General features: G+C 64.0%; 17 protein-coding genes. 6 read left to right on the forward strand and 11 right to left on the reverse strand.

What is annotated here, in order from left to right:
* Positions 1–8 precede the first annotated feature (8 nt).
* A complete protein-coding gene (locus C8K61_RS02630) occupies positions 9–596 on the reverse strand; it encodes an NAD(P)H-binding protein (RefSeq protein ID WP_108094612.1) in 588 nt (195 codons plus the stop codon).
* Between the two features lie 33 nt (positions 597–629).
* The gene (locus tag C8K61_RS02635; protein ID WP_108094613.1) at positions 630–854 is read right to left on the reverse strand and encodes a hypothetical protein; all 225 of its coding nucleotides are present in this window, start codon (positions 852–854) and stop codon (positions 630–632) included.
* A gap of 240 nt (positions 855–1,094) precedes the next feature.
* Between C8K61_RS02635 and C8K61_RS27110 the strand changes: the two genes are divergently transcribed.
* From C8K61_RS27110 to C8K61_RS02645, 3 genes are all read left to right on the forward strand, one after another.
* Positions 1,095–1,247 carry a PSPA7_2676 family Cys-rich small protein gene (locus C8K61_RS27110; RefSeq protein WP_305889194.1) on the forward strand — a complete coding sequence of 51 codons (153 nt, stop codon included), beginning with the start codon at positions 1,095–1,097 and terminating at the stop codon, positions 1,245–1,247.
* A complete protein-coding gene (locus C8K61_RS02640) occupies positions 1,244–1,744 on the forward strand; it encodes an MgtC/SapB family protein (protein WP_178086409.1) in 501 nt (166 codons plus the stop codon). The genes C8K61_RS27110 and C8K61_RS02640 overlap by 4 nt, the downstream gene beginning before the upstream one ends.
* Positions 1,745–1,824: 80 nt before the next feature.
* Positions 1,825–3,552 carry a response regulator gene (locus C8K61_RS02645; protein WP_108094614.1) on the forward strand — a complete coding sequence of 576 codons (1,728 nt, stop codon included), beginning with the start codon at positions 1,825–1,827 and terminating at the stop codon, positions 3,550–3,552.
* A gap of 108 nt (positions 3,553–3,660) precedes the next feature.
* Here the strand turns inward: C8K61_RS02645 and C8K61_RS02650 are convergent, their stop codons facing one another.
* On the reverse strand, positions 3,661–7,356 hold the full coding sequence (locus C8K61_RS02650) for an autotransporter outer membrane beta-barrel domain-containing protein (protein ID WP_108094615.1): 3,696 nt from the start codon (positions 7,354–7,356) through the stop codon (positions 3,661–3,663).
* Between the two features lie 220 nt (positions 7,357–7,576).
* Here C8K61_RS02650 and C8K61_RS02655 point away from each other — a divergent pair, with 220 nt between their 5' ends.
* The 3 genes from C8K61_RS02655 to C8K61_RS02665 all read left to right on the forward strand — a co-directional run bounded on the left by C8K61_RS02655 (position 7,577) and on the right by C8K61_RS02665 (position 12,414).
* Complete coding sequence (locus C8K61_RS02655; protein ID WP_108094616.1) at positions 7,577–7,975, forward strand: DUF2946 domain-containing protein; 399 nt, start codon at positions 7,577–7,579, stop codon at positions 7,973–7,975.
* Positions 7,976–8,057: 82 nt separating this feature from the next.
* A complete protein-coding gene (locus C8K61_RS02660) occupies positions 8,058–10,217 on the forward strand; it encodes a TonB-dependent siderophore receptor (protein ID WP_108094617.1) in 2,160 nt (719 codons plus the stop codon).
* Positions 10,218–10,293: 76 nt separating this feature from the next.
* On the forward strand, positions 10,294–12,414 hold the full coding sequence (locus C8K61_RS02665; RefSeq protein ID WP_108094618.1) for a TonB-dependent copper receptor: 2,121 nt from the start codon (positions 10,294–10,296) through the stop codon (positions 12,412–12,414).
* 262 nt (positions 12,415–12,676) lie between these two features.
* On the opposite strand, the gene C8K61_RS02670 is transcribed toward C8K61_RS02665, so the two are convergent.
* From C8K61_RS02670 to C8K61_RS02705, 8 genes are all read right to left on the reverse strand, one after another.
* On the reverse strand, positions 12,677–13,291 hold the full coding sequence (locus tag C8K61_RS02670; RefSeq protein WP_108094619.1) for a hypothetical protein: 615 nt from the start codon (positions 13,289–13,291) through the stop codon (positions 12,677–12,679).
* Positions 13,292–13,884: 593 nt separating this feature from the next.
* Positions 13,885–14,247 (reverse strand): hypothetical protein, encoded by a 363-nt coding sequence (locus C8K61_RS02675; RefSeq protein ID WP_108094620.1) that lies wholly within the window; start codon positions 14,245–14,247, stop codon positions 13,885–13,887.
* 194 nt (positions 14,248–14,441) lie between these two features.
* Positions 14,442–15,182: a uroporphyrinogen-III C-methyltransferase gene (gene cobA, locus C8K61_RS02680; RefSeq protein WP_108094621.1), complete on the reverse strand. Its 741-nt coding sequence runs from the start codon at positions 15,180–15,182 to the stop codon at positions 14,442–14,444.
* Between the two features lie 17 nt (positions 15,183–15,199).
* Positions 15,200–16,867, reverse strand: a complete 1,668-nt coding sequence (locus C8K61_RS02685; protein WP_108094622.1) for a bifunctional protein-serine/threonine kinase/phosphatase — start codon at positions 16,865–16,867, stop codon at positions 15,200–15,202.
* A gap of 9 nt (positions 16,868–16,876) precedes the next feature.
* On the reverse strand, positions 16,877–18,091 hold the full coding sequence (locus C8K61_RS02690; RefSeq protein ID WP_108094623.1) for a NarK/NasA family nitrate transporter: 1,215 nt from the start codon (positions 18,089–18,091) through the stop codon (positions 16,877–16,879).
* 438 nt (positions 18,092–18,529) lie between these two features.
* Positions 18,530–19,105 (reverse strand): ANTAR domain-containing response regulator, encoded by a 576-nt coding sequence (locus C8K61_RS02695; RefSeq protein WP_108094624.1) that lies wholly within the window; start codon positions 19,103–19,105, stop codon positions 18,530–18,532.
* 10 nt (positions 19,106–19,115) lie between these two features.
* Positions 19,116–20,321 (reverse strand): CmpA/NrtA family ABC transporter substrate-binding protein, encoded by a 1,206-nt coding sequence (locus C8K61_RS02700; protein ID WP_108094625.1) that lies wholly within the window; start codon positions 20,319–20,321, stop codon positions 19,116–19,118.
* 250 nt (positions 20,322–20,571) lie between these two features.
* On the reverse strand, positions 20,572–24,624 hold the full coding sequence (locus C8K61_RS02705) for a bifunctional nitrate reductase/sulfite reductase flavoprotein subunit alpha (RefSeq protein ID WP_108094626.1): 4,053 nt from the start codon (positions 24,622–24,624) through the stop codon (positions 20,572–20,574).
* Positions 24,625–24,871: the final 247 nt, after the last annotated feature.

The raw sequence follows: 24,871 nt of genomic DNA on the forward strand, positions 1-24,871 counted from the left end.
TCAGCCGGTCATGGCTGCGGCATTACGTCGACTTCAGGCTGTACCGGTTGGTTGGCTTGGCCATGAATGCGGATGCGTTGGTGCATGTTGTCGGCATGGCACACCTCGTCCACCACCTGGCTGGCAAAGCTGCTCAGTAGCGGCGCCTGGTCGGTGACCTCGGGGGCATCGAACAGGGTCCACACCACCGGGCTATTGGTCAGGCGCTCCTGCAGTTGGCTGGCGCTGGCATCGGTGTTATCCAGCCAGGTGAAATCGCCGATCAGCAGCAGGCGTTTGACCCCGGCCACCGGCAAGCCATCGAGCAGCGCGGTGACGGCCTTGGCGGTGTGTTGCAGCGCATCTGCACCGCCGGTTGTGGCCAGCACACAGACCACCGCGTCCTTGCCGGCAATGCTCTGGCTGACGCTGATAGGGTCGTACAAATCGCCCTGAATGGTGCTCAGACCAGGGCGGGCGTCCACCGCATTGAGGTCGTCCAGCACCAGGGTGGTCTCGAACTGACGCGCCAAGGCTTCAACCATCAACGCGTGTCCAATGCTGCTCTGGGCGCCATACACGGCGAGTTTTACGGCAGGCGTTTCGAGATTTTTCATCTAGGCGTACTCGTGGTTGTGGTTGTTGTGGAATCAGCTGTTGGACGCCTGTTGATGTCCGGGCTGAGTCGGACCGCCGTGTTGCCCGGCGGTTACGCGGATGTCCGTGATATCGCTGCTTTTTGCTGAGGTATGCAGGGACTCGACATGGCTGCGCGCCTGGCTCGGCGTAAGGGCTTCGCTGCTCGCGTCGACCTCCACGCTATGGGCCTGGCCATGCAACCGGTAATGCACCACAAACGGGTAGTTGCCACTCATTGCAAAGGCTCTCGTACGGGGCAAGTACCTACTTGGACCCTGTGCCAGTGGCAAAGGGTTCATGTTTTTTGCCCAGTGGCCGTACCGTCTATCTCGCGGCTTTTCTCGGCTTTTTTGCGGCCATTTGCCGCCAACAGCGAAAAAATCGTTAAACCAATCGAAACGGCCGCCAGTCGATAATTGTGTATGGCTGATTTGCCCGTCCCGTAACTTGCGGCCCAAGCCGCAGGAGGTGGTGAGATGACCTTTCTGTGCTTTTTAAAGGGTTGTACCTGGCTCGAGGCTACCCACGAGCTGTTCGGCACCGAGCTGCTGTTGTGCCAATGCTGTTCGCGCTGCGGCGCCCATCGCTACCTGCCAGAGGCCCCGGCTGAAAGCGGAGATGCTGCTTGAGCACCTGGGAGACGATTCTCGCCACCTTGACCAGCGAGTTTTCCGACCTCAACGATGTTGCACACACCACCCGCGTCAGCCTGCGCATGGCCCTGGCCACGCTGCTGGGCGGGTTACTGGGCTGGGAACGCGAACAGCATGGCAAGGCAGCCGGTATTCGCACCCATATGTTGGTGGCTCTCGGCAGCGCGCTGTTTGTTATGGCGGCTGAACAGATGGGCGCCGGTGAAGACGCCATGAGCCGGGTGATGCAGGGCGTGGTCGCCGGTATCGGCTTTCTCTGCGCCGGCACCATCCTCAAAGGCCGCTCGCCCGGTGAAGTCCAGGGCCTGACCACCGCCGCCGGCATCTGGCTGACCTGTGCCATCGGCATTACCGTCGGCCTTGGCCGCGAGGCCACCGCGCTGCTCGGTACCGGCTTTGGCCTGATCATTCTCAACCTGGTGCCGCACCTGATCAGCCGCTTTGAAAAGCCCGAGGATGAAGAGCCGCAATGATCCCCGTAGGAGCGGCTTCGAGGGGCCGCCGCCATTCTGCGCTAGGCTCAATGGGCACAGTGAGGAGGCGCGAGGCACGGATGAGCAGGATCGCAATCGCCGAAGAACAAACCGTTACCCGCCATGCCATCCGGCTGCTGTTGGAGGCGGCCGGGCATGAGGTGGTGGCCGAAGCCGATAACGGCCTGGATGCCCTGCAGCAACTGCGGGACTTGCAGCCGGCGCTGCTGATTCTGGAACTGAGCCTGCCACGCCTCGGCGGCCTGGAGCTGATTCAGCGCGCCAAAGCCCACGGCCTGCCGGCCAAACTGCTGGTGCTCACCGCGCAACATTCCGAGTATTTCGCCGCGCGCTGCATGGAGGCCGGCGCCCACGGTTTTATCAGCAAACACGAAGACCTCGCCGACATGGGCAAAGCCCTGGACGCGGTGTTGCACGGCCACAGCTATTTCCCCAGCCATGTGCTCGGCACCACCCAGGGCGACAAACACAGCCTGGCCCTCAAGGCCTTGTCGGCACGCGAACTGGCGGTGCTGCAATTGCTCTGCACCGGCATGAGCAACGTGGCCATCGGCGAGCAACTGGCCCTCAGCGACAAGACCGTCAGCACCTACAAGATCCGCCTTAAAGACAAGCTGCACGCTACCTCGCAACTGGAGCTCATCGACATCGCCCGCCGCCACGGCCTGGTCGATGGCAACGAGGCCGAGGCGCCATTGCCGAGCGCCAACCTCGCCGAACTTCAACTGCTGCAAAGCATGATCGACGCCTTGCCCCACGCCGTGCATGTGCGCGACACCGAAGGGCGCATGCTGGCCTGCAATGCCTATTACCTGGAGCAGCAACAGGTCAGCCTGGAGCAGGTGCTGGGCAAGTGCATCAACCAGACCCCCGAGCTGCAGGACGACGATGCCGACCTGGTGCACAGCAGCCTGATGGAGGCCATCAGCGCCGCTGTGCCGTACTCCCGGGATGTGCTGGTGCGCCTGCAAGGTAAACAACATGTGCTGCGCCACTGGGGCAAGCCGCACCACGATAGCAATGGCCAACTGCTGGGGATGATTTTCGGCAGCGTCGACATCACCGACCGCGATGAGCAGGTACTGGCGCTGCGGGTGGATGCCGAGCAGGGCAAAGTGCGGATGCAGGCGCGCGACCAGTTGCTCGGCCACCTCACCGCTGAGCTGGGCGAGCCGTTGCGCGGTCTGGTGGCGATGCTCGACCTGGGGCTGACCAGTCCCGGCAAACAGCAGGAAGCCCTGCAGGTGGCCCGCGCCCATGCCGACAAGTTGCTGGCGCTGCTCAATGGCCTGCAACAGGCCGGGCAATTGGCCGGTGGGCACTATGAGGTGGTCAATGAGCCGCTGGATTTACGCGAGGTGCTGGCCGCGCTGGTGACGCAATTTCAGCCCCAGGCGCAGAGCAACGAACTGAACATTGCCCTCGACGTGCATACCGCTCGCCACCCGGCAGTGTGGGCCGACCCGCAAGCGCTGCAGCAAGTGCTGGCGGCGTTGTTTGGCTATGGCTTGCAGCGCCTGCCCAACGGCCAGTTGATGGTGCGCCTGGCGGCCAACGGTCGCGGTCTGGGCTTGGTGGAAGTGCAGGTCGAGGTGCTGGCGTTGCCGGCGGCGGAAGGCGCCTTGGCCGCGGTGGCTTCGCCGGCCGTTGAACTGGAACTGGCCTTGGCGCGCAAGCTGGTGGAGCGCCTGGATGGCAGCTTGGAGGTGCTGGTGGATGAGGGTGGCAAAACCCACTTGAAGCTGGGGTTGATGCTGACTCAGGCGGAGCTGGGTGGGGTTGTTTGATGCGATTTGATTTGTGGGAGGGCCGGGCGGCGATCCGCTTTAGCCGCGATGCTTCTCAAGTCAAAAGCATCGCGGCTAAAGCCGCTCCTGCCAGAGCTGCGTCAACGTTCAAAACTTCACCTTGATCCCGAACATCCCCTCGTAGCTGCGGCTGTCGCCGTTGAAGGCTTTCTGGTAGCCCACGGAACCGGTCAGGCTGGTGCGGGCGTTGAGTTCATAGTCGACGCCGACATTGATCTCGCCCCAGGTGCCGCCCATGTCAGTGGTGAAGGGCACGTAGCCGTCGGCGGAAGAAAACTCGGTTTTCGGCGCGCCTTTGAACTCGTGCCAGACGCTGGGGCGGATCCAGCCGTTGGTGCGGTGGATGTCGCCGTTGTCGTCGGTGTTGAACCAGTCGCGCGCCACCCGTACACCGAGGCGGCCAGTGACCGAGTTGACGTCATCGAAGCGTACTTTGGCGGCGCTGTCCTCGGCGTTCTGCAGCTCGATTTTGCTGACGATCACCTGCGCTTGCGGCTCCACGTAAATCTCTTTGTCGGCATTCACCAGCAGCGGGTAACCGGCTTCCAGCGAGGCGGTGATGCCGTGGCCGCGGGTGTGCAGTTTGTCCACGCTATCGGGTTTGGCGGTGGCACTGAAGCGGCTCAGTTGCAGCACGCCATCGAGGTACCAGCCGGCCGGGCCGAAGTGGGTCCAGTAGCCGCCCAGGCTGTAGGCGCGCAGGGCATCGTCACCGGCATAACGGCCGTCGGTGTGGTGCAGTGCGCCGCTGACCCGGCCCAGGCCCAGCGACAGTCCGGCCTGGTTGGTGCTGCCGTCGGTGTCTTCGCTGCGGTACAGGTCGGCGCCCACTTGCAGCGCCTGCAGGTCGTAGCTGTAGTCGGCGGCGCCACGGTTGTCGGTGCCGGTGCGGTAGATCAGTCGGCCCCAGCCCAGGGATGGGCCGACACTGCTGTCATCGTCTTCCACCAGCGGGTCGACCGAGGCGCGCCGGCGTTCTTCGCCGACCCGTTCGTGCAGGGTGTCGACCATCGCCCGGCTGTAGAGCAGGGCCTGCACCGGCATGCCGCTGTACAGCGAGGTTTCCGGGCGGTAGTTGGGGGTTTCTGCGCCGCCGTCATCGAGGGTCGAGCGCAGGTACCAGGCTTCGGGGTTTTCCGCGTCCAGGCTGGCGCGGTGCAGGGTGTACTGGTACGGCCCGGCTTTCACTTCATTGACCAAGCGAAACGCACTGGCGTCGGTGCTGGCGCCATTGATGGCGTTGACCACCTGAATGCCATTGCCCTGGGTCAGCGCCCCGGCGCCGCCGGCGTTGCTGATCAGCAGGTTGCTGGAACCACTGGCGTTGCCGCCATCAAGCACCAACTGGTCGGAGGGCGAGCCGTCTGCGCCCAGGTAGGTGTTGAGGCCGATGCTGCCGTTGGCGCCGTGGTAGGCGTTGACGGTAAGGGTTTTGAAGCTGGTGCCGACCGGTGCGCTGAAGTCGATCAGGCTGTGGTCATTGCGCAGGCTGGTGAGGTTGGAGCTGCCGGTGAGTTGCCACAGGCTGTTGTCGTGCAGGTTCAGATTGGCAACGCTGCCGGCGGCGGTTTTCGCCGAGCCGCTGACCAGCGAGGTGCCGAGGTCGAGGTTGGCCAGACCGGCGGCAAAACCCGAACGGCTGACGTTCAGCCATTGGTCACTGCCACCGGCAACCACATGGTCGAAATTGATGCTGGCAGCGCCCGCGACATCGACCGTGGCGCCGCTGCGGTTATCCAGCAGCGCATGGTCGAGGTTCACCTGGCTTGTACGGCCGACGTCGGCCTGGGTAGCGAGGGCTGCAGCCTGGGCACCTTGGGCGCTGAGCGAGAGGTTGTCGCCATTGAACGTGGCGTCGTTTTTGATCAGCGCGGCATGGGCATTGGCACCCTCGGCGCTGGCCACCGTGTGATCGGCCACCAGCAGCGCGCCGGAGTCGGCTTGCAGGGCATAGGCCAGCGCGCCATGGGTACGCACGGTGGCGTTGTTGAGGGTCAGCTCCGCGGTTTCATCTTTGTATTTGCGGCTGACGAAGGCACCGACCGCGTTGTCGCCAAGGGTTTCTACGCTGATGTTGTTGCCGATCAGGCTGACCGCACCGGGTTTGGCCGCGCCGATGCCGGCATACAGGCCACGGGAGCCGGCGCCGCTGGTGTGCACGGAAAGATTGTTGAGGATCATGCTGCCGCCATCGTCCACCGCTGCGCCATAGGACTGGCTGCCGGTGGTGATCAGTTGGGTGCCATTGGCGATCAGCAAGGCGCCGGCATTACGCGAGGCGAGGGCGTGGGCGAAGGTCATGTTGGAGGCGATGGGCGAGCCGTTGCCAGTGGTGGTCACCGAGCCGCCGTTGAGGGTGATGGTCGAGCCCAGGTCGGCGACCACGCCCATGGCGTTGTCATTGCCGCTGGTGTGCACGTTGACGCCGCTGGCGGTGATCTGCGCATTGGCGGCGCTGATGCCGGCGGAGTAGTCGCCCTCGGTCATCACCTGGCCGTTGTCCATGTCGATCACCGCACCGTCGAGGGCGCGCACGCCGTAGCTGGTTTTCTGCGTGGTTTTCACGTCGGTGTCGCGCATTACCAGGGTCGAACCGGCGTTTTCTACCTGTACGCCAGGGGCGGCCGGGCCGACGCTGCCATCGAGCAGAATGCGGCTGTTGTCGATGCTCGCTGCAGCGCCGCCACTGACGGTCAGGCCCATGGCGCGAGCGCCCTGAGCATTGATGTTGGTGCGGCTGATCTGCGCCGAAGAACCGGCGCCTTCCACCTGCACGCCGTGGCCATATTGGTTTTGTGCAAACAGGTTGCTGTTGTCGATCAGCAGCGCGCCACCGGCCATGGCCCGGGCGGCTGCTGACGGGTTGAGCAGGTTGCCGGCGCCCAGCACGCTGACACTGCTATTGGCCAGCGTCACCTGGCTGCCGACGCCTTCGGCACGGACGCCGCCCACATAGTTGCCGCTGGTGTGCAGCTGCAGGTTGGTGCCGCTGATGCTGCTGCCATCGAGGGCATGGAGGACTGCAGTGGTGGCGGCGCTGGTGGCGGCATTGCTGCTGGTGAAGGTGCTGTTACGCAGCTCGATGCTCGACCCCGACTCGGCCCGGGCACCACTGGCGTTGCTGCCGCTGGTGTTCACTGTGAGATGGTCGCCGACAATGCTGCCGCCATTACGAGCCACCAGGCCATGGCTGATGTTGCTGGTGCCGGCGTTGCCAGTGGCGGTGATGCTGGTATCGCGCAGCACGATCTGGCCGTTGTCCATGGCCAACACACCAATCGAACCTTTGCTCAGGGTACTGATGGCGCCCGCGCTGAAATTCACCACGCCGCCGATGCTCACCAGCGCATGGTTGTTCTGACCGTTGACGCCGCCGCCCATGACGATGCTGCTGCCGGTAAGGCTCAGCACGCCGTCCTGGCCGGCGAGGGCACCAGTCATGTCGGTGGCGGTGACCACTGCACTGGCGGCGGTTTTCGGCACCATCTCGATGCTGACACCAGCACCGCGAACCTCACCCGCGTTCACCGCCTGCACACCGATCTGGCCTTTGGCAGTCGCGGTGCTGATGGCGCCGCTGCTCACCGACTCGCCATCGATTTGTTGAGTAGTTGCGTCGGCCCGCACGCCGATGGCGCCGGCGGCGGTCATGCTCGATTGCGCCTCGGCGCTGCTGACATCAAAGGTGAACAGCCCGGCCAATACCAGGCTGATGGCCCTGGCCAGGCGATTGCTGGCCAGGGTTTGCAAGGGGGTTGCGGGTGATCTGGTTAGGGTTTTCATGGCAAGGCTCCGGCAAATTTTTCTTGCCTTCAGCCTCGCGCTGCGTCGATGCAGGGTCTGCGAGTGGGTACTGATGTGGGTGTAATAGGTCTACGAGATGGCGTGCTGCGTCGTGCCGCCAAGCCCGCTGTTTTTTCGTCCGTACGAAATGCCGGCTGTGGCAATCCACCGCGCATGCCCGGCTGTCGCGTTGCAAAACTCGGTGCTAGAGTCGCCGCCCATGAACCTCTCTCGAACCCCGCGCACTCGCTCGCTGACCGCCTGGCTGTTGTACGCCAGCGTGCTGTTCAGTCTGTTTGCCTGCGGGATTCACCATGGCCAGATGAGTGGCCTGAGCCTCAGCGGTTTGGGCGGCGGGTTCTGCTCCATGGACGGCACAGGTGGCCCCGCCATCGATGCCAGTGGCACCGACCAGCAAGCGCCGCACCTCGACCAGGTCAGTTGCCCACTCTGTTCCTCGTTTGCCGGCGCCGTAGCGCTCAACAGCACGGCCTGGTCGCTGCCGGTCAGCAGCGACAACGCCACCGCACCGCTTGTCGTGCACACCTGGGCGCAGCCGCCGCCCCGTTACAGCTGGCCCTCGCTCAACCCCCGCGCTTCTCCCGTCATTTCCGCTTAGTGAACCTAACTGCCTGATTCGGTCGGCCTACGCCTGCGTTTAGCCGCACGAAACAGCCGTCACTGTTGTGTGGAAATCTGACATGCCAATAAAAACAAGCTCTCTGGTGCTGCTGGTCGGCGCCTGCAATCTCGCCTGGGCCGACGAGCCCCTTGAACTAAGCCCGGTAGCAATCGATGCGACTGTCGAGAAACCCTCCGGCCTGGTGCTCGATCAGCCGATCAAAACCGGCTCGCGCCTGGGCCTGACGGCTCGGGAAACGCCAGCTTCGGTCAGCGTCGCCGACCGCGCGGTGATCGAAGCGCGGGGTGCCAAAGACACCCAGGACGTGATCAACACCATGACCGGCGTCAACGCCTCAGCCAACCCGGGCTACGGCGGTTATGTCGCGTACCGGGGCTTTACCGCCGGGCAAATCACCCAGCTCTACAACGGCATCGGCATGAGCTACGCCAGTGCCAACCGGCCGGTGGACGCCTGGATTTATGAGCGCGTCGAACTGATTGGCGGGCCCTCGACCTTTCTCTATGGCGCTGGTGCCGTGGGCGGCTCGATCAACTACATCACCAAGCTGGCCAGCCGCGATGAACAGACGGTGGAGGGCAGGGTGCGCTATGGCAGCTACGACAGCTCGGAGCTGGCCATTGGCGTCAACCACGCCCTGACTTCGGGCCCGGACCCGCGCCACTTCGCCCGCCTGGACGTCAGCCGCACCCACGGCAACGGCTACATGGACCGCAACGAGCGCGAGGCCACCAGCACCGCGTTCTCCATCCTCAGCGACCTGAGCGAACAGCTCAGCCATACCCTGGCCCTGGAGTACCAGGAAGACAAAGAAGACAGCCCCTACTGGGGCTCACCGTTGTTGAACCCGGTCGGCGACACCATGCACATCGACAAGAGCCGGCGCTTCGACAACTACAACGTCGCCGATGGCCGTTACGAACAGCGGGTGCGTTGGCTGCGTTCGATCATTGATTACCAGATCAATGACAGTACCAGCCTGCAAAATACCCTCTACCACTACGACGGGCAGCGCGATTACCGCAACCTGGAGAATTACCGCTACAACGCCAGCAATAGCTTGGTCAGCCGCTACTCGGCCTTCTTGCAGCGCCATGACCAGCAGGTGGATGGCAACCGCTTCGAGTTGCGCCATGACAACCAGCTGTTCGGCTTGCGCAGTCAGTGGTCGGCGGGTCTGGATTATTCGGTTAACCAGCAGCGCCTGTACCCCAGTTCCCGCTTCAGTTCTGCGCCCTACGACACCATCGACCCCGAGCATTTCGACCCCGGCAGCTTTGCCGACATTCCGGGTGGCGCGGGGCTGAAAAAGGTGCGCAAGCATGAAGTCACGACGATGGCCGGCTTCGCCGAAAACCGTCTGGAACTCACCGAACGTTTGGCCTTGCTCAGCGGTTTGCGCTACGACCATCTGCATATGGAAGTCACCAACTACGGCGCGGTGACGCCGACCAGCCCTGCGTTTTTTCAACGCACCTGGGAGCCGGTGACCGGCCGCATCGGTCTGGTGTATGCGCTGACGCCAACGGCCAATGTGTATGTGCAATACAGCACCGCCGCCGACCCACCCGCCGGCTCGCTGGCCTCGGCAACCTTCTCGCAAACGCAGAACTTCGACCTCGCCACCGGCGAGCAGGTGGAGGTCGGCAGCAAGTTCGACTTCCTCGAGGGTCGTGGTTCGGCCACCGTGGCGGCGTACCAGATCGTGCGCAAAGACTTCGCCGTCACCGATCCGAACAACCCCACGACCACCATTCAGGCCGGGCAACAGACCTCCAATGGCATCGAACTGGCGGCCAAGTTGCAGGTCACCCAGGCGCTGCTGGTCGAAGGCAACTTCGCCTACGTGGACGCCCAGTACGACGAGTTCAACGAGTCGGTCAGTGGCCGCGTGGTATCGCGCCAGGGCAACACGCCCACCAACGTGCCCAACCATGTCGCCAATGCCTGGCTCAGCTACGAGTTCGATCCGCGCTGGCAGGTGGGCATGGACGCGCGCTACGTGGCCTCGGTGTATGCCGACAACGCCAATACCCTCAAGGCGCCGTCGTACACCCTCTACGGCGCCTTCGCCCGTTACCGCGTCGACGCCAACACCGCGCTGACCCTGCGCGTGCGCAACCTCACCGATGAAATCTACGCCAAGCAGGCCTACGGCACCCTCTATTACATGGGCGCGCCGCGCACCTTCGAGGTGGGGGTGGATACGAGGTTTTAGGGCGCAACGGTTTAGCCCTCTACTCACTCATCCAGCCGCTTGGCGGCATTTTCTTTTTTTGCTTCTGGAACTGCCCATGAACACCACAACCACACCGTCGTTTTCCCTCCGTTTGCAGCACCTGCGCTGGCAGCAGGCCTTTGCACTGTTTCTCGGCCTGACCCTGGGTGCCACCACCTACGCCGAAGAGGCGCAGGAACCGACCGAGGCCCAGCCCCATGACCACGACCTGCAAGCCACCATCATCACCGCCGTGCAGCAGAGCTCGCCGCTAACCGTGGTCACCAACCCCAAAGATGCCCGCCAGCCGGTACCGGCCAGCGATGGTGCCGACTACCTGAAGACCATTCCGGGGTTTTCTGTGGTGCGTAACGGCGGCAGCAACGGCGACCCGGTGTTGCGCGGCATGTTCGGTTCGCGCCTGAACATCCGCACCAATGGCGGCCTGATGATTGGCGCCTGCCCAGGGCGGATGGACGCGCCGACCTCCTATATCTCACCCGAAACCTTCGACAAACTCACCGTGATCAAAGGCCCGCAAACCGTACTGTGGGGCCCGGGCGCCTCGGCCGGCACGGTGCTGTTCGAACGCGAGCCGGAGACCTTCAGTGAACTCGGCGGGCGCCTCGACGGCAGCCTGTTGGCCGGCTCCAACGGCCGCTTCGACAAGGTGCTGGACGGCGCCGTCGGCAGCGAACTGGGCTACCTGCGCCTGGTGGGCAACCAGAGCCACGCCGACGATTATCAGGATGGCAACCACGACACCGTGCCTTCGCGCTGGGACAAGTGGAACAGCGACGTGGCCCTGGGCTGGACGCCGGACGCCGACACCCTGGTCGAGCTCACCGCCGGCAAAGGCGATGGCCAGGCACGGTATGCCGGCCGCGGCATGGACGGCACTCAGTTCCAACGCGAAAGCCTCGGTTTGCGCGTGGAGAAGCGCAACCTCAGCGAAGTGCTGAGCAAGGTGGAAGCGCAGGTCTACTACAACTACGCCAACCACGTGATGGACAACTTCCGCCTGCGCGACCCCGACCCGAGCAGCAGCATGCCGATGCCGATGGCCGCGCAAGTTGATCGCCGTACCGTGGGAGGGCGCCTGGCCGCGACCTGGAACTGGACTGCAGTGGAACTGGTCACCGGCGTCGACGCCCTGCGCAGCGAACACCGCGAACGCAGCTCCAGCTACGCCATGATGACCCGCCAATACACCGACGCCGACCAGTTCCCCTGGAGCAAAGACGCGGTGTTCCACAGCTACGGCGCCTTCAGCGAACTGACCTGGAACGCCGCCGAACGCACCCGCCTGATCGGCGGCGCACGCCTGGACCGCAGCGAAGCCACCGACTACCGGCAAACTGTCGGCATGATGAACATGGCCAACCCGACCGCCGACAAAACCCGTGGCGACACCTTGCCCAGCGGTTTTGTGCGCTACGAATACGACCTGGCCGATTCACCCACCACCCTGTATGCCGGCCTCGGCCATGCCGAGCGTTTCCCCGATTACTGGGAGCTGTTTTCCGCCACCCGCGGCCCGGCCGGCAGCGTCAACGCCTTCGACGGCAGCCAGCCGGAAAAAACCACCCAACTGGACTTCGGCGTGCAGTACGGCGGCGAAAACCTGCAGGCCTGGGCCTCGGGTTATGTCGGCCAGGTGCGCGACTACCTGCTGTTCAGCTACAGCCCCGGCATGATGGGCGACAGCACCCAAGTGGAAAACATCGACGCGCGAATCATGGGCGGCGAATTGGGCGTGGCCTATCAACTGACCAGCAATTGGAAAACCGACGCCACCCTGGCCTATGCCTGGGGCAAAAACAGCTCCGACGGCGAAGCGCTGCCGCAAATGCCTCCGCTGGAAACCCGCTTCGGCCTCACCTACGAGCAAGCTGCGTTCAGCGCTGGCGCACTGTGGCGCGTGGTCGCCAGTCAGGGTCGAATCGCCGAAGGCAAAGGCAACGTGGTGGGGCAGGATTTTGGCGAGAGCGCAGGCTTCGGCGTGTTTTCCATCAACGCCGCGTACCGCCTGAACAAGCAGTTCAAAGTCAGCACCGGGGTCGACAACCTGTTCGACAAGGCCTACGCCGAACACCTGAACCTGGCGGGCAACGCCGGCTTTGGGTATCCGGCGGATGACGAGGCGATCAACGAGCCGGGGCGCACGTTCTGGACCAAGGTGGACTTCAGCTTTTGATCCGATAGCAACGTAAGGGGCCGAAATTCTGGGTCCCAGCCTGCGCGAGGACGACGGAGGTGTTTGTGAGAACGCCGTCGTCCCAGCGCAGGCTGGGACCCAGAGTTTCGCAATAGACGCTGATGTGGCTGCGAATAAGGTGTACGCCTGGAGACTCTGGATTCCTGCCTGCGCAGGAATGACAGGAGATAATTTGGAGAGCTCCGTCGTCCCAGCGCAGGCTGGGACCCAGAGTTTCGGATTGGCAATGCGTTGCCTGCGTCTACAACCCCGAAACCGCCTTCCTCCTCAACACCAACAAAAACTGCCGACTCCCCGTCGTCCACACCAACGTCTGAAAATCCCCCTCGCGCAAACCCGCCTTGTTATAGGCATTGGCCTGATGCACCGCATTGCCATCGGCCAGGGTTTGCGCCACCACCACCTCACTCATCACCACACCTTCCGGCGTACCCGGTTGCAGGCTGGGCGTCAGCACAATCGAATAACCCACCCGCAATGGCTGCGGCTGATTCACCAGGGTGCCGTTCTGGCGCACCGCCTGGTTGCGCTGGGTATCGACAAACGTGGAGAGGGTGGCCGAGCTGCCAATCGCCGCCACGAATGGCTGCAGCGCCTGCAACTGGTAGTTGTCGTTACCGGCGATACGGTCGACCAGCCCCTCGGCCGCCACCTCGGCGGTGCCGTGCAGCAGGCTGGCCTCGCGGTTGGCGCGGGCTTCCAGATTGGCCACCGGCGACTTGATTTCCGCCAACGCCGCACGCCATTCCACCTGCTGCACCGGCCAGGGCGCGGGGGCGGCGAGGTTGGGATCGAGGTCCGCCGCCGACACCTCGGCGCAGGCGAGCAAGCAGGCGAGGGCGGTTATCAGCTTCATCAACACACGGCATCCGGGGGGCAGGGAGCTGCACTATAGCCCAAGCGAAATCCGCGCTCCCACAGAGGCACGAGGTCTCTTGTGAGAGAGCGGGGCGGCCATCCGATTCAGCCTCGAGCTTTTGATCCGGCTGTTGATCTGGCTGTTGATCTGGCTGTTGATCTGGCTGTTGATCTGGCTGTTGATCTTGATCCACCCGCCCCGTTAGCGCAGGCCGAGTGCAGGCGCTGCGCAAGGGGTTGAGCGGCCGGGAGCCGCGAAAGGCAGAGACAGGCCATGGATGGCCTGTTCTGCCGGCCCCTGGAGCAGCGCCGGAGCGAGGGAAGTCGGAGCGCAGCGGAGACCCAAGGTTGGGGCGAGCGTTTTTTGCTTACTTTTTGCCTGGTCCGGCACACCGGCGACTGGCATAAAGTGAGTCGCGCGTAAGGCGCGAAACAGATCGCCCAGCGCACGCGGTAAGGAAGAATACCAACCCACAGGCGCTGAACCGACGGCTCCCAACGGCCCGAGAGAGCCTAGGACACCTGCGCCATTCTGGGTCCCCGCCTGCGCGAGTACGGCGGGTGAAAAGCGAAAAGTTCGTCGCTTGCGGATCAGAAAATGGAACTGATTACACCGATCAGCCAGCGCCCTACGCCTGTAGAGGATATCCAGAAAAAACCGATCAAAAAAAACAGAAAAATTAGCCAGGCAACCAGCGCAACCGGCAGGCGTTTAAGCGTTGCCCAGGGTGTAAAGGCAACGATATAGGCGGGGCCGAAAGTGACGAGCATGAACACCCAATAAAGAATGTTCTCGTTAGGAGAGCGTTGCCTTGGTGCTCCATTGGTGAGGGCAAGCAGCAGCACAATGAAGCCGCTCAATAGTGCTAAGTAGAGGCAACGTAGAAGGAACGAACCCACCGCAGTGGAGAAGGGAGTGGGCTCTTCCCACTGATTGATTCGACGTTCCTTCATCGGCGTAGCTCCGTGGTTTTTGCGGAGCTTACCGAAAACTGCATCGCACCGTGAGTCACTGTGCACGAGGCGAGCGCAATCTATGCGCGCACTTGTTCACTTAGTCCGTAGGTTGGGCTGAACCCAAGGTGAAGCCCAACAGCCCCCGCCCTATACCCGTTGGGCTTCGCTGCGCTCAACCCAACCTACGTTCCTCAACCCAACCGACGTTCCACCACCGCCATCTGCCCAACCCCCGCCACTGCACCAATCACCAGCACCGCCGGGGCCTTCAATTCAAATGCCCACGCCGCTTCACACATACCGGCAAGTTCACTGCGGCACTCCCGCTGCTGCGGCAACGAGGCGTTTTCGATCATCGCCACCGGCGTATTGGCCGGCAGCCCACCCGCCAACAACTCACTCTGAATTTCTTCAAGCTTGGCCACCCCCATGTAGATCACCAAAGTGGTGCCGCTTTGCGCCAGGGCCTGCCAGTTGAGGCTGCTGTCATCCTGAGTATGGGCAGTGACCAGCGTCACCCCACGGGCGACGCCGCGTAGGGTCAAGGGAATGCCGCATTGGGTGGCGCCGGCCAGGCCGGCGGTAATGCCGTTGACCAACTCCACTTCGATGCCATGAGCACCGAGCCAGTCGGCTTCTTCGCTGCCGCGGCCGAAGATGCACGGGTCGCCGCCTTTCAAACGCACCACGCAGTAACCCTGGCGGGCGTAGCGCAGCATCAGGCGGTGGATGAATTCCTGCGGGGTGGAGCGGCACCCGCCGCGTTTGCCGACGGGGATGATCTTGGCGCCGGGGCAATGCTCCAGCACGGCCGGGTTGACCAGGTCGTCGATCATCACCACCTGGGCGGCGTTGAGGGCGCGCACAGCTTTGAGGGTAAGCAGTTCCGGATCACCGGGGCCGGCGCCAACCAGCCAGACTTTTGCGCTCATGGGTGTGTCCTCATCAATCAGGAATGGAGTAGCCAGGCGAGCAACAGCAAGTTGCCCAACAGCGAGGCCAGGGCCAGGCCGCGCCAGACTTTCAAGGGTTCACGCTCCAGCAGCGGCCGTGGCCGGGCGCTGGGTTGTTGTTCGCCGTGTTGCAGCGCCAGCAGCCATTCTTCGGCGGTTTCAAAACGCTGCGCCGGGTCAGTGGCCAAGGCTTTGTCGAGGTTGTGCACCAGCCATTCGGGCAGGTCCGGGCGGTAGCGGCTGGCCGCCACCGGGGCGCCGAAGCGCGGGCGCTGGAAGGCTTCGATTTCGCCATGGGGGTAATGGCCGGTGAGCAGGTAGTAGAGGCTCACAGCAGCGCTGAAAAGGTCCTGGGCCACGCTGGGGGCAGCGCCGGCATAGGCTTCCGGGGCGATGAAACTGGGGGTGCCGGGTAGCTCGCCGCTGTCCTGGCGGGACAAGCCAGGGCAGTAGGCGAGACCAAAGTCCAGCACCCGCAGTTCACCGTCGCTGCTGAGCAGCAGGTTCTGCGGTTTGATGTCCCGGTGCAGGATGTTGCGCCGGTGCAGCATGCCCAGCGCGCGTAACAGGCGCGAGGCGATTTCCAGCCATTGGTTGAGGCCGAAGGTGCCGTGCAGGGTGTAGTGCTCGGCCAAGGTGATGCCTTCGTGTTCGCGCATCAGGTAGTACAGGTGCTGACGCTGGTTGGCGTGGTGCACCTCGGGAAAATAACGGCCGGCAACCCGGCGCAGGAACCATTCTTCCTGGAGCAAGGCTTGGCCGGCATGGCTGTCGTTGTCCCGACTGGCTGGCAGGGTTTTCAGCAGCCAGGGTTGTTGCTGGGTGTCGTATACCCGGTAGAGCACCGACTGCTGGCTGTGGCCGACAACGGCGTCCACCTGCCAGCCTTCGAAGTGTTGCCCCGGTTTTAACGCCGGTGGCAGTGGCCATTGTTCGACCTGGCCGAGTACATCGCCGAGGCTGCTTTCGCCGACGGCGTCGACCCGTACCAGTACAGCGCTGGCGTTGTCCTGGCTGCCGGCCTGGTGGGCGGCGCTGACCAGGGCCTGGCTGGCGGCTTGCAGTTGGCTTTCGTCACGCAGAATGCCGGCAATCGAGGTTTCGCTGAGGGTGGCCCAGATGCCGTCACTGACCAGCAGAAAACTCTCGCCCTCGCGCAATTCACCATCCAGGTAGTCGACCACCAGGTGCTGTTCCAGGCCCATCGCCCGTTTGAGCACGTGTTGCATGCCTGGTTGGCCCCACACGTGGTCTTCGCTGATGCGTTGCAGTTGCCCGGCGAACCAGCGGTATACCCGGCAATCGCCGATATGGGCGAGGGTGAATTGTTTGCCGCGCACCACCAAGGCACTCAGGGTGGTAAGCAGTGGCTGGCCGCCACCGTTGGCGTGCAGCCAGCGGTTTTGCGCCAGCAGCAAACGGTCCAGGGCCTGCGCCACGCCCCAGGTTTCGGGCGTGGCGTAGTAGTCCAGGGCCAGGGCCTGCAGGGTTGAGCGCGCGGCCAGGCCACCGTCGGCGCATTGGCTGACACCGTCGGCCAAGGCAAACAGATAACCCTTGCTGGCCGCCAGCGCCGGGGCGGGGGTGACCAGGCGAATCGCATCCTGGTTCTCCGCCCGTGGCCCGCTGGCGCTGGCTTCGGCGTAGCTCAATTGCAGGCTCATGGGTGGCCCTTACACGCGCGCAGCGGTGAAGGCAGCCGAACCCCAGGTGGTTCTCCAGCGGCGTTTAACCCCGTGCAGACCGAACCAGGCAACCACGCCGAGGCTGGCGAACAGCCACAGGCCGAGTTGGTAGTCGCCGGTGTTCTGCTTGATCGCCCCCAGGCCTGCCGCCAGGAGGAAACCGCCGATGCCACCGGCCATGCCGATCAGCCCGGTCATCACGCCGATCTCTTTACGGAAGCGCTGTGGCACCAGTTGGAACACCGCGCCGTTGCCGGCACCCAGGCCCAACATGGCGGCCACGAATAGCGCCAGGGCAGCGACCGAACTGGAGAGGTGGAAGCCCACCGCCGCGATGCAGATGGCCGCCAGGGCGTACATGCCGAGCAGGGTGCGAATGCCGCCAAAACGGTCGGCCAAGGCGCCGCCCAGTGGGCGCATCAGGCTGCCACCGAATACACAGGCCGCGGTGTAGTAGCCGGCGGTTACCGGGTTGAGGTCGTACTGGTCGTGGAAGTAGCCGGGCAGGGCGCTGGCCAGGCCGATAAAGCCACCGAAGGTGACGCTGTAGAAAAACATGAACCACCAGCTGTCACGGTCGCCCAGGGCCTTGAAGTAGTCGGCCATGGATTTGGGTTTGGCGCGGTTGGGGGCGTTGCGGGCCAGCAAGCTGAACAGCGCCAAGGTGATCACTAGCGGGATCAGCGCCAGGCCGAACACGTTTGTCCAGCCAAAGGCTGCCGCCAATACCGGCGCGGCCAGTGCGGCGATCACGGTGCCCGAGTTGCCGGCGCCGGCAATGCCCATGGCTTTGCCCTGGTGCTCGGCCGGGTACCACTGCGAAGCCAGCGGCAAGGCCACGGCGAACGAGGCGCCGGCCATGCCGAGGAACACGCCGAGCAGCAGCGCTTGTTCATAGCTGTGGATGCCCAGTTGCCAGGCCACGGCCAGGGCGCCGATGACAATCACCTGGCCGATGATGCCGGCGTTTTTTGGCGACACCTGGTCGGCCAGCATGCCCATCAGAAAGCGCAGCAGGGCGCCTGCCAGAATCGGCGTGGCGACCATAAAGCCGCGTTGCTGGGTGGTCAGTTGCAGGTCGGTGGCGATTTGTACGGCCATGGGGCCGAGCAGGTACCAGACCATAAAGCTCAAGTCGAAATACAGAAACGCCGCGAACAGCGTGGGGGTGTGTCCGGCTTTCCAGAAACTGTTGTTGTTCATTCAACACCTCATCTGCAAATAGGTTGGGTGATTGCAGGTGGGTGACCGCCACGGCCACTCCACCGCCTCGTTTGCGAGGCCAAAAACGCAAAAAACGCCGCACTCCACTGGGCAAAAGGCTCAGGGGAATAGCGACGTCTTTGTCGTGGTGGGGCAACCGCCGTTGGCTACCTGTGCAGATGCATGAGCAGGTTGTGTGCCAGGTTGGGTGGAAGGCTCTAGATCGGTGGTTCTGCGCTGCATGGAGGCTCGCAGATGCAATCCTGTGCTGCGTTATGGCGCGTGTTGGGCACTGTGCGCACCATGCTGTTCACGCAGCCCTGGGAAAGGTGTTTGCAGAAGATCAAAAGCTCGCGGCTAAAGCCCCTCCCACAAAGGAACACCTGTCCCTGTGGGAGGGGCTTTAGCCGCGAGCTTTGGCGTTGTTAAAAGCGCACCTCAGTTCAACATCTCGCTCATGGCGATGATCTGTTCGGCCACCTGAATCAGTTTCTGTTGCCGGCTCATGGCCTGGCGGCGCATCAGGGTGTAGGCCTCTTCTTCGTTGCAGTCTTTCATTTTCATCAGCAGGCCCTTGGCCAGTTCCACCCGTTTGCGTTCGGCCAGTTGCTGGTCGCGGGCGTGCAGTTGCTGGCGCAGTACCTGGTCGCTTTCGAAGCGGGCCATGGCCACGTCCATGATCGGCTGCAAGCGTTGGGCGTGGATGCCTTCGACGATGTAGGCGCTGACGCCGGACTTGATCGCCTGGCGCATCACGCCGGGGTCATGTTCGTCGGTGAACATCACGATCGGCCGTGGCTGGTCGCGGCTGAGCAGCACCACTTGCTCCATCACGTCGCGGCTGGGGGACTCGGTGTCGATCAGCACCACGTCGGGGCGCACGGCTTCCACGCGGGCGGGCAGGTCGATGGTCAGGCCGGATTCGTCGATCACTTCGAAGCCGGCCTCGCTCAAGGCGGCGCGCAGGCGGCCGACTTTTTTCGAGGTGTCGTTGATCAGCAGGATTCGCAACATGGTCGTCGGCTCACTGATCGCTGAGGGCATGCAGGGCGAAACTGCGGGCGTAGGCGGCCGGGTCGCTGCCGTCCCACACGCTGCCATCGAGCAAGGTGCTGCTGCGTAGGGGCGCGGCGGGCACGGCGATTTCCAGGCTGCCGGCGGCGCGGCGGTACAGTTCGAGTTGCTGCACCTGTTGCGCGACGCCGAGGTAGTCCGGCTCCTCGCGCAGCAGACCCCAGCGGCGAAACTGGGTCATAAACCACATGCCATCGGACAGGTAGGGGAAGTTGGCCGCGCCGTGGTCGTGAAAGCGCAGGGCGTGGTCGTCCTGCCAGCTGTTGCCCAGGCCGTCGCTGTAGCGCCCGAGCAGGCGCGGTTCGACGCTGGCCAGCGGCGCGTCGAGAAACTCCGCCGCGCTGAGCAACTGCGCAGTGCTGCGGCGGTTCTCCGGGCTTGCTTCGATAAAACGGCTGGCTTCCAGCACCGCCATCACCAGGGCGCGCGCGGTGTTGGGGTATTGCTCGACGAATTCGCGGGTGCAGGCCAGGACCTTTTCCGGGTGGTCCGGCCAGATCGCCTGGCTGGTGCTGACGGTAAAACCTTGTTCATGGGCGATGGCATGGGCGCCCCAGGGCTCGCCAACGCAAAAGCCGTCGATGCGCCCGGCTTGCAGGTGGGCGAGCATCTGTGGCGGCGGCACCACCACGCTGTTGACGTCGTGCAACGGGTGAATGCCCTGGCTCGCCAGCCAGTAGTACAGCCACATGGCGTGTGTGCCGGTGGGGAAGGTCTGGGCGAAGGTCAGTTTGGAGCCGCTTTGGTGCGCGCGCTGCGCCAGTGCACTGGCAGTGGTCACGCCGGCGTCTTTCAGCGGCTGCGACAGGTTGATGCTCTGGCCGTTCTGGTTCAGGCCCATGAGCACCGCCATGTCGGTGGCCGGCGCGCCGCTGATGCCCAGCTGCAGGGCGTAGATCATGCCGTACAGGCTGTGGGCGGCATCCAGTTCGCCGCTGAGCAGTTTGTCGCTGAGCCCGGCCCAGGAGCTCTGGCGTTTGAGGTTGAGGGTCAGGCCATAGGGTTGGGCAAAGCCCTGGGTGGCGGCCACCACCACCGAGGCGCAGTCGCTGAGCGGCATAAAGCCCAGGTTCAGCACGTTCTTCTCCGGGGCATCGCTGCCGGCCACCCAGGCCAGGGCGTGGAGGGCGTCGATGGGGTTGCTGTGGTCGTTCATGCCGCGATTCCCAAAACCGTTTTCGCAAAAAAAAGCGCCGTACCTCCCAGCTTAGAGCCGGTCGAGCACGACGCCATTGTCATGTCTGTAGTGGCTCGGTTCCAGCGTTGGAAGGCGGCCTTTGCGGTTTGATGAGCAATTGGTGTGCCGGCCAATTGGGTGTCCAGATAAATTCTGGGCCCCAGCCTGCGCTGGGGTGACGGTGAACTCTCCGTCATCCCAGCGCAGGCTGGGATCCAGAATCGCGGTTTCAATAAACATCGCGCAGATAACGGCGGTCTTTGCTCATGCCGCTGACATACAGCGTCGCCGCCCCCGCAGTCATCTTGCCGTGCACCTGCACGATCTTCTTCAGCGCCGCATCCACGTCCTTGGCCATCCGGCTGGCATCGCCGCATACGCACACGTAGGCGCCTTGTTCCAGCCACTGCCAGATGGCTGCGCCTTCTTCGAGCATGCGTTGCTGCACGTAGATTTTCTCGTTCTGGTCGCGGGAGAAGGCGGTGTCCAGGCGGGTGAGCAGGCCGCTGCGTTGCCAGGCGCGCAGTTCGTCGTGGTAGTAGAAGTCGCTCAGCGCCCGTTGCTCGCCGAAGAACAGCCAGTTCTTGCCGCCACCGCCTTGCACCTGACGTTCCTGCAGAAAGGCGCGAAACGGCGCGATGCCGGTGCCGGGGCCGATCATGATCAGCGGCGTGCTGGCTTCCTGCGGCGGGCGGAAGTGGGTGGAGCGTTGCAGAAAGATGCGCACGCCGCTGTGGGCCGCGCGGTCGGCGAGGAAGGTCGAGCACACGCCGCCGCGCGCCTGGCCCTGGTGTTGGTAGCGGACGATGGCGACTGTGAGGTGCACCTCGTTGGCGGTGACCTTGGGGCTGGAGCTGATGGAGTACAGGCGCGGTTGCAGCTGTTTAAGCAGGCGCGCCAGTTGCTGGGCATCGAGGGCAATCGGGAATTCGCGCAGCAGGGTCGGCACCTGGCGGCCCCACAGCCAATCCTGTAAGGCCGTCTGATTGCCTTCGTGCAGCAGTTCTTCGAGGAACGGACTGGCATTGTGGCCGGCGACGCGGCGCAGCAGGTCGGGGCTGATGCGGGCGATTTCCAGGTGCTCGGTCAAGGCTTCACGCAGCGGCATGCCCGGTTGGTTGTCCAGTTCGACCTGGGCCTCGCCGTCCAGGCGCAGTGTAGCCAGCAGTTCATTGACCAGCGCCGGGTCGTTGCTTGGCCAGACACCCAAGGCGTCGCCAGCCTGGTAGGGGAAGTCATGGCCGTTGAGGTCAAAAGCCAGATGACGGGTTTCTTTCACGGCGCCGGGGCGGTTGAGCACTTCGTTATGCAACAGGGTGGTGCGCAGCGGATTGGCGCGGTTATAGGTGCTGCTTTCCACCGGTGTCGGGCGCAGCAGTGGTGCTGGGGTGGCTGCTTCAGCTGTGGCGGCGAAACGGCTGCACAAGGCGCTTAGCCATTGCTCGGCAGGCACTTGATAATCCGGCTCGCACTCCAGGCGTGGCTGCAGCCGCTCGGCGCCCAATTCCGCCAGGCGTTCGTCGAGCTTGCGGCCAAAACCGCAGAACTGTTGGTAGCTGGAATCACCCAGGGCCAGCACGCTGAAGCGGCTGTTGGCCAGGGCCTGGGCGTCGGCGTTTTGCAGGCTGTGCCAGAAGTCGCTGGCGTTGTCGGGTGGGTCGCCATCGCCAAAGGTGCTGGTTACCAGCAGCACGCCAGCGGCGCTGCGCAGGTCCTCCAGCTTGGCTTCGTCCATGGCTTGCAGGCGCGCCCGTTGGCCGGCGCTTCCCAGGCGTTCGGCGCAGGTGGCGGCGAGGGTTTCGCTGTTGCCAGTCTGCGAGGCCCAGAGCACCAGCCATTCCGGGGCGCTGTTATCCACCAGGCTCAGCGGCACGGCGTCGTTGCCGGCGCGGGAAAACAAACCGGCCAGCAGGCCGTCCAGCAGCAGGCGTTTAGCCGCGGCGAACGGCGCGCTGGCGGGCAGGGTGGGCACGCCGGCCTGACGCGCCTCGACGTTGCGCAGGCCGAGCAGGTAACCCTGCATATACAACTGCTCGTCGGCGCTTAAGGCGAGGGCGGGCGGGGTGTCCAGGTTGAGCTGACGGGCGAACGCATCGAGGGTCATCGGGGCAAGTTCCTTGGCGGATGGCGGCAGCGGTTCGGCGTTTGGCGTACTGAGGGGCTGCAGGGCCACGGCGCAGAATTTGAACGCCGGCTGCAGGGAAATCGGGTCGATGGCAGCACTGGTGACTGCGTTGATCGCCAGGTTTTCGCCAAACACATCGTTCCAGTGAAAGGGCGCAAAACAGTTGCCGGGGCGTACCCGCTCGCTGAGCACCGCCGGCAGCACTGCGCGGCCACGCCGCGAGCGAATTTCCACTTGGCTGCGTTCGACAATGCCCAGCCGAGCGGCGTCGCTGGGGTGGATTTCCACGAACGGCCCGGGGTTGAGTTTGTTCAGGCTCGGCACCTTGCCGGTCTTGGTCAGGGTGTGCCACTGGTGCTGCACGCGGCCGGTGTTGAGCACCAGGGGGAAGTCGTCATCCGGCAGCTCGGCCGGTGGCAGGTGCGGGCGGGCGAAGAACTGCGCCTTGCCGCTGTCGGTGGCAAAGCGGGTGCTGTGTTCGTCGCGGTAGCGAATCGGGTTGCGCACGCTGCTGCTGGTTTCGGCGCACGGCCATTGCAGCGGCGCCTGTTGCAGGCGGGTGTAGCTGGCGCCACGAATGTCGTAACCGGTCTTGTGGTTGGCGGCTTGTTTGAGCTCGTCGAACACCTGCTCTGCGCTGCTGTAGCTGAAGGCCTCGGCATAACCCATGGCGCAGGCGACACGGGCGATCAGTTGCCAGTCGGGCAAGGTGTCGCCGGGGGCCTGCACGGCGGGTTGCATCAGGGTCAGGTTGCGCTCGGAGTTGATCATCACCCCTTCGGCTTCGGCCCACAGGGCGCCGGGCAGGAGGATGTCGGCGTAGCGGTTGGTTTCGGTATCCAGGTAGGCGTCCTGGGTGATCACCAGCTCGGCGTTTTGCAGTGCTTCGATCACGCTCTGGCGGTTCGGCGCGCTGGCCACCGGGTTGGTGCAGATGATCCAGCAGGCCTTGATGGCGCCTTCGCGCATCTGCTCGAACATCGCCACGGTGCCGTCGCCAGCCTCGCTGCGCAGGCTGCCGCTGGGCAGGTGCCACAGCTGTTCGATAAAGGCGCGGTCATCGGCGACCAATGCCGAGCGTTGGCCCGGCAGGCCGGGGCCCATATAACCCATCTCGCGGCCGCCCATGGCATTCGGTTGGCCGGTGAGGGAAAACGGCCCGCTGCCCGGCCGGCAGATGGCGCCGGTGGCCAGGTGCAGGTTACACAGCGCATTGGTGTGCCAGGTGCCGTGCACGCTCTGGTTGAGGCCCATGGTCCAGCAGCTCATCCAGTTGGCGGCCTGGCCGATCCATTGCGCGGTCTGGCGGATGTCGGCTTCGCTGAGGCCGGTGACCTCGGCGACATGCTCGGGGGTATAGAGCGAGAGGAAGTCTTCCATCACCTCCCAGCCTTCGGTGAACGACTGAATGAATGCCGCATCGGTATGGCCGTTGTTCACCAGCAGGTGCAGCAGGCCGTTGAGCAGGGCCAGGTCGGTGCCGGGGCGGATCTGCAAAAACAGGTCGGCTTTGTCTGCCGTGGCGCTGCGCCGCGGGTCGATGACCACCAGTTTGGCGCCGGCTTTTACCCGGTCGAGCAGGCGCAGAAACAGGATCGGGTGACAGTCGGCCATGTTGGCGCCGATCACCACAAACAGCTCGCTGTGGTCGAAGTCGTCATAAGAGCCGGGCGGCCCATCGGCGCCAAGCGACAGCTTGTAGCCGCTACCGGCGCTGGCCATGCACAGCCGCGAGTTGGATTCGATATGGCGGCTGCGGATAAACCCCTTGGCCAGTTTGTTGGCCAGGTACTGCGCCTCCAGCGACATCTGCCCGGACACATACAGCGCCACGGCGTCGGGCCCATGTTCATCGATGATCGCGCGCAGGCGGCTGGCGGTGGCTTCGATCGCTTGCTCGATGCCGACGCGCACCGGGTCGCGGTTGCGCTCCTGGCGCATAAAGGCGTGCTCCATGCGCCCGCTGTTGGCCACCGCCTGGCCGCAGGTGCTGCCCTTGGTGCACAGGCGCCCGGCGTTGCTCGGGTGCTGTTTGTCGCCGGAGACTTTGACGATCAGGTTGTTTTCCACCTGCATGACAATGCCGCAGCCGACCCCGCAATAGGGACAGACGCTGCGCACTGATTTACTGGTGGTTGCTGTCGTTGTGTCGACCATGCCGTTCCCCGCCAAAACGAAAAAGGCGCCATGCAGCTGGACCGTTTTTCAACGGGAGCTGCATGGCGCCTTTGCCTGTAAGAGCGGCCATCGTCGTTGATGGCCTTTGCGTGTGTGTAGCAATGGCTGGGCCAAGACGTTCTATCAGCGAGTAGGTTGGGTTGAGCGCAGCGAAGCCCAACATAGCGATCCCATGGCCTACGCGGCGCGGTTTGAGGGCGTTCTCTTGGTTGGCGGGGTTGGGGCG

The organism is Pseudomonas sp. GV071 (assembly GCF_003050835.1).
Classification (GTDB): domain Bacteria; phylum Pseudomonadota; class Gammaproteobacteria; order Pseudomonadales; family Pseudomonadaceae; genus Aquipseudomonas.

Excerpts from the sequence above, each read along its gene's own strand:
- C8K61_RS02635 (WP_108094613.1), bottom strand. The coding sequence starts at position 854 with ATGAGTGGCAACTACCCGTTTGTGGTGCATTACCGGTTGCATGGCCAG.
- C8K61_RS02700 (WP_108094625.1), bottom strand. The coding sequence starts at position 20,321 with ATGAACGACCACAGCAACCCCATCGACGCCCTCCACGCCCTGGCCTGG.
- C8K61_RS02695 (WP_108094624.1), bottom strand. The coding sequence starts at position 19,105 with ATGTTGCGAATCCTGCTGATCAACGACACCTCGAAAAAAGTCGGCCGC.
- C8K61_RS02705 (WP_108094626.1), bottom strand. The coding sequence starts at position 24,624 with ATGGTCGACACAACGACAGCAACCACCAGTAAATCAGTGCGCAGCGTC.
- C8K61_RS02645 (WP_108094614.1), top strand. The coding sequence starts at position 1,825 with ATGAGCAGGATCGCAATCGCCGAAGAACAAACCGTTACCCGCCATGCC.
- C8K61_RS02670 (WP_108094619.1), bottom strand. The coding sequence starts at position 13,291 with ATGAAGCTGATAACCGCCCTCGCCTGCTTGCTCGCCTGCGCCGAGGTG.
- C8K61_RS02660 (WP_108094617.1), top strand. The coding sequence starts at position 8,058 with ATGCCAATAAAAACAAGCTCTCTGGTGCTGCTGGTCGGCGCCTGCAAT.
- C8K61_RS02690 (WP_108094623.1), bottom strand. The coding sequence starts at position 18,091 with ATGAACAACAACAGTTTCTGGAAAGCCGGACACACCCCCACGCTGTTC.
- cobA (WP_108094621.1), bottom strand. The coding sequence starts at position 15,182 with ATGAGCGCAAAAGTCTGGCTGGTTGGCGCCGGCCCCGGTGATCCGGAA.
- C8K61_RS02665 (WP_108094618.1), top strand. The coding sequence starts at position 10,294 with ATGAACACCACAACCACACCGTCGTTTTCCCTCCGTTTGCAGCACCTG.
- C8K61_RS02655 (WP_108094616.1), top strand. The coding sequence starts at position 7,577 with ATGAACCTCTCTCGAACCCCGCGCACTCGCTCGCTGACCGCCTGGCTG.
- C8K61_RS02650 (WP_108094615.1), bottom strand. The coding sequence starts at position 7,356 with ATGAAAACCCTAACCAGATCACCCGCAACCCCCTTGCAAACCCTGGCC.
- C8K61_RS02675 (WP_108094620.1), bottom strand. The coding sequence starts at position 14,247 with ATGAAGGAACGTCGAATCAATCAGTGGGAAGAGCCCACTCCCTTCTCC.
- C8K61_RS02630 (WP_108094612.1), bottom strand. The coding sequence starts at position 596 with ATGAAAAATCTCGAAACGCCTGCCGTAAAACTCGCCGTGTATGGCGCC.
- C8K61_RS27110 (WP_305889194.1), top strand. The coding sequence starts at position 1,095 with ATGACCTTTCTGTGCTTTTTAAAGGGTTGTACCTGGCTCGAGGCTACC.
- C8K61_RS02685 (WP_108094622.1), bottom strand. The coding sequence starts at position 16,867 with ATGAGCCTGCAATTGAGCTACGCCGAAGCCAGCGCCAGCGGGCCACGG.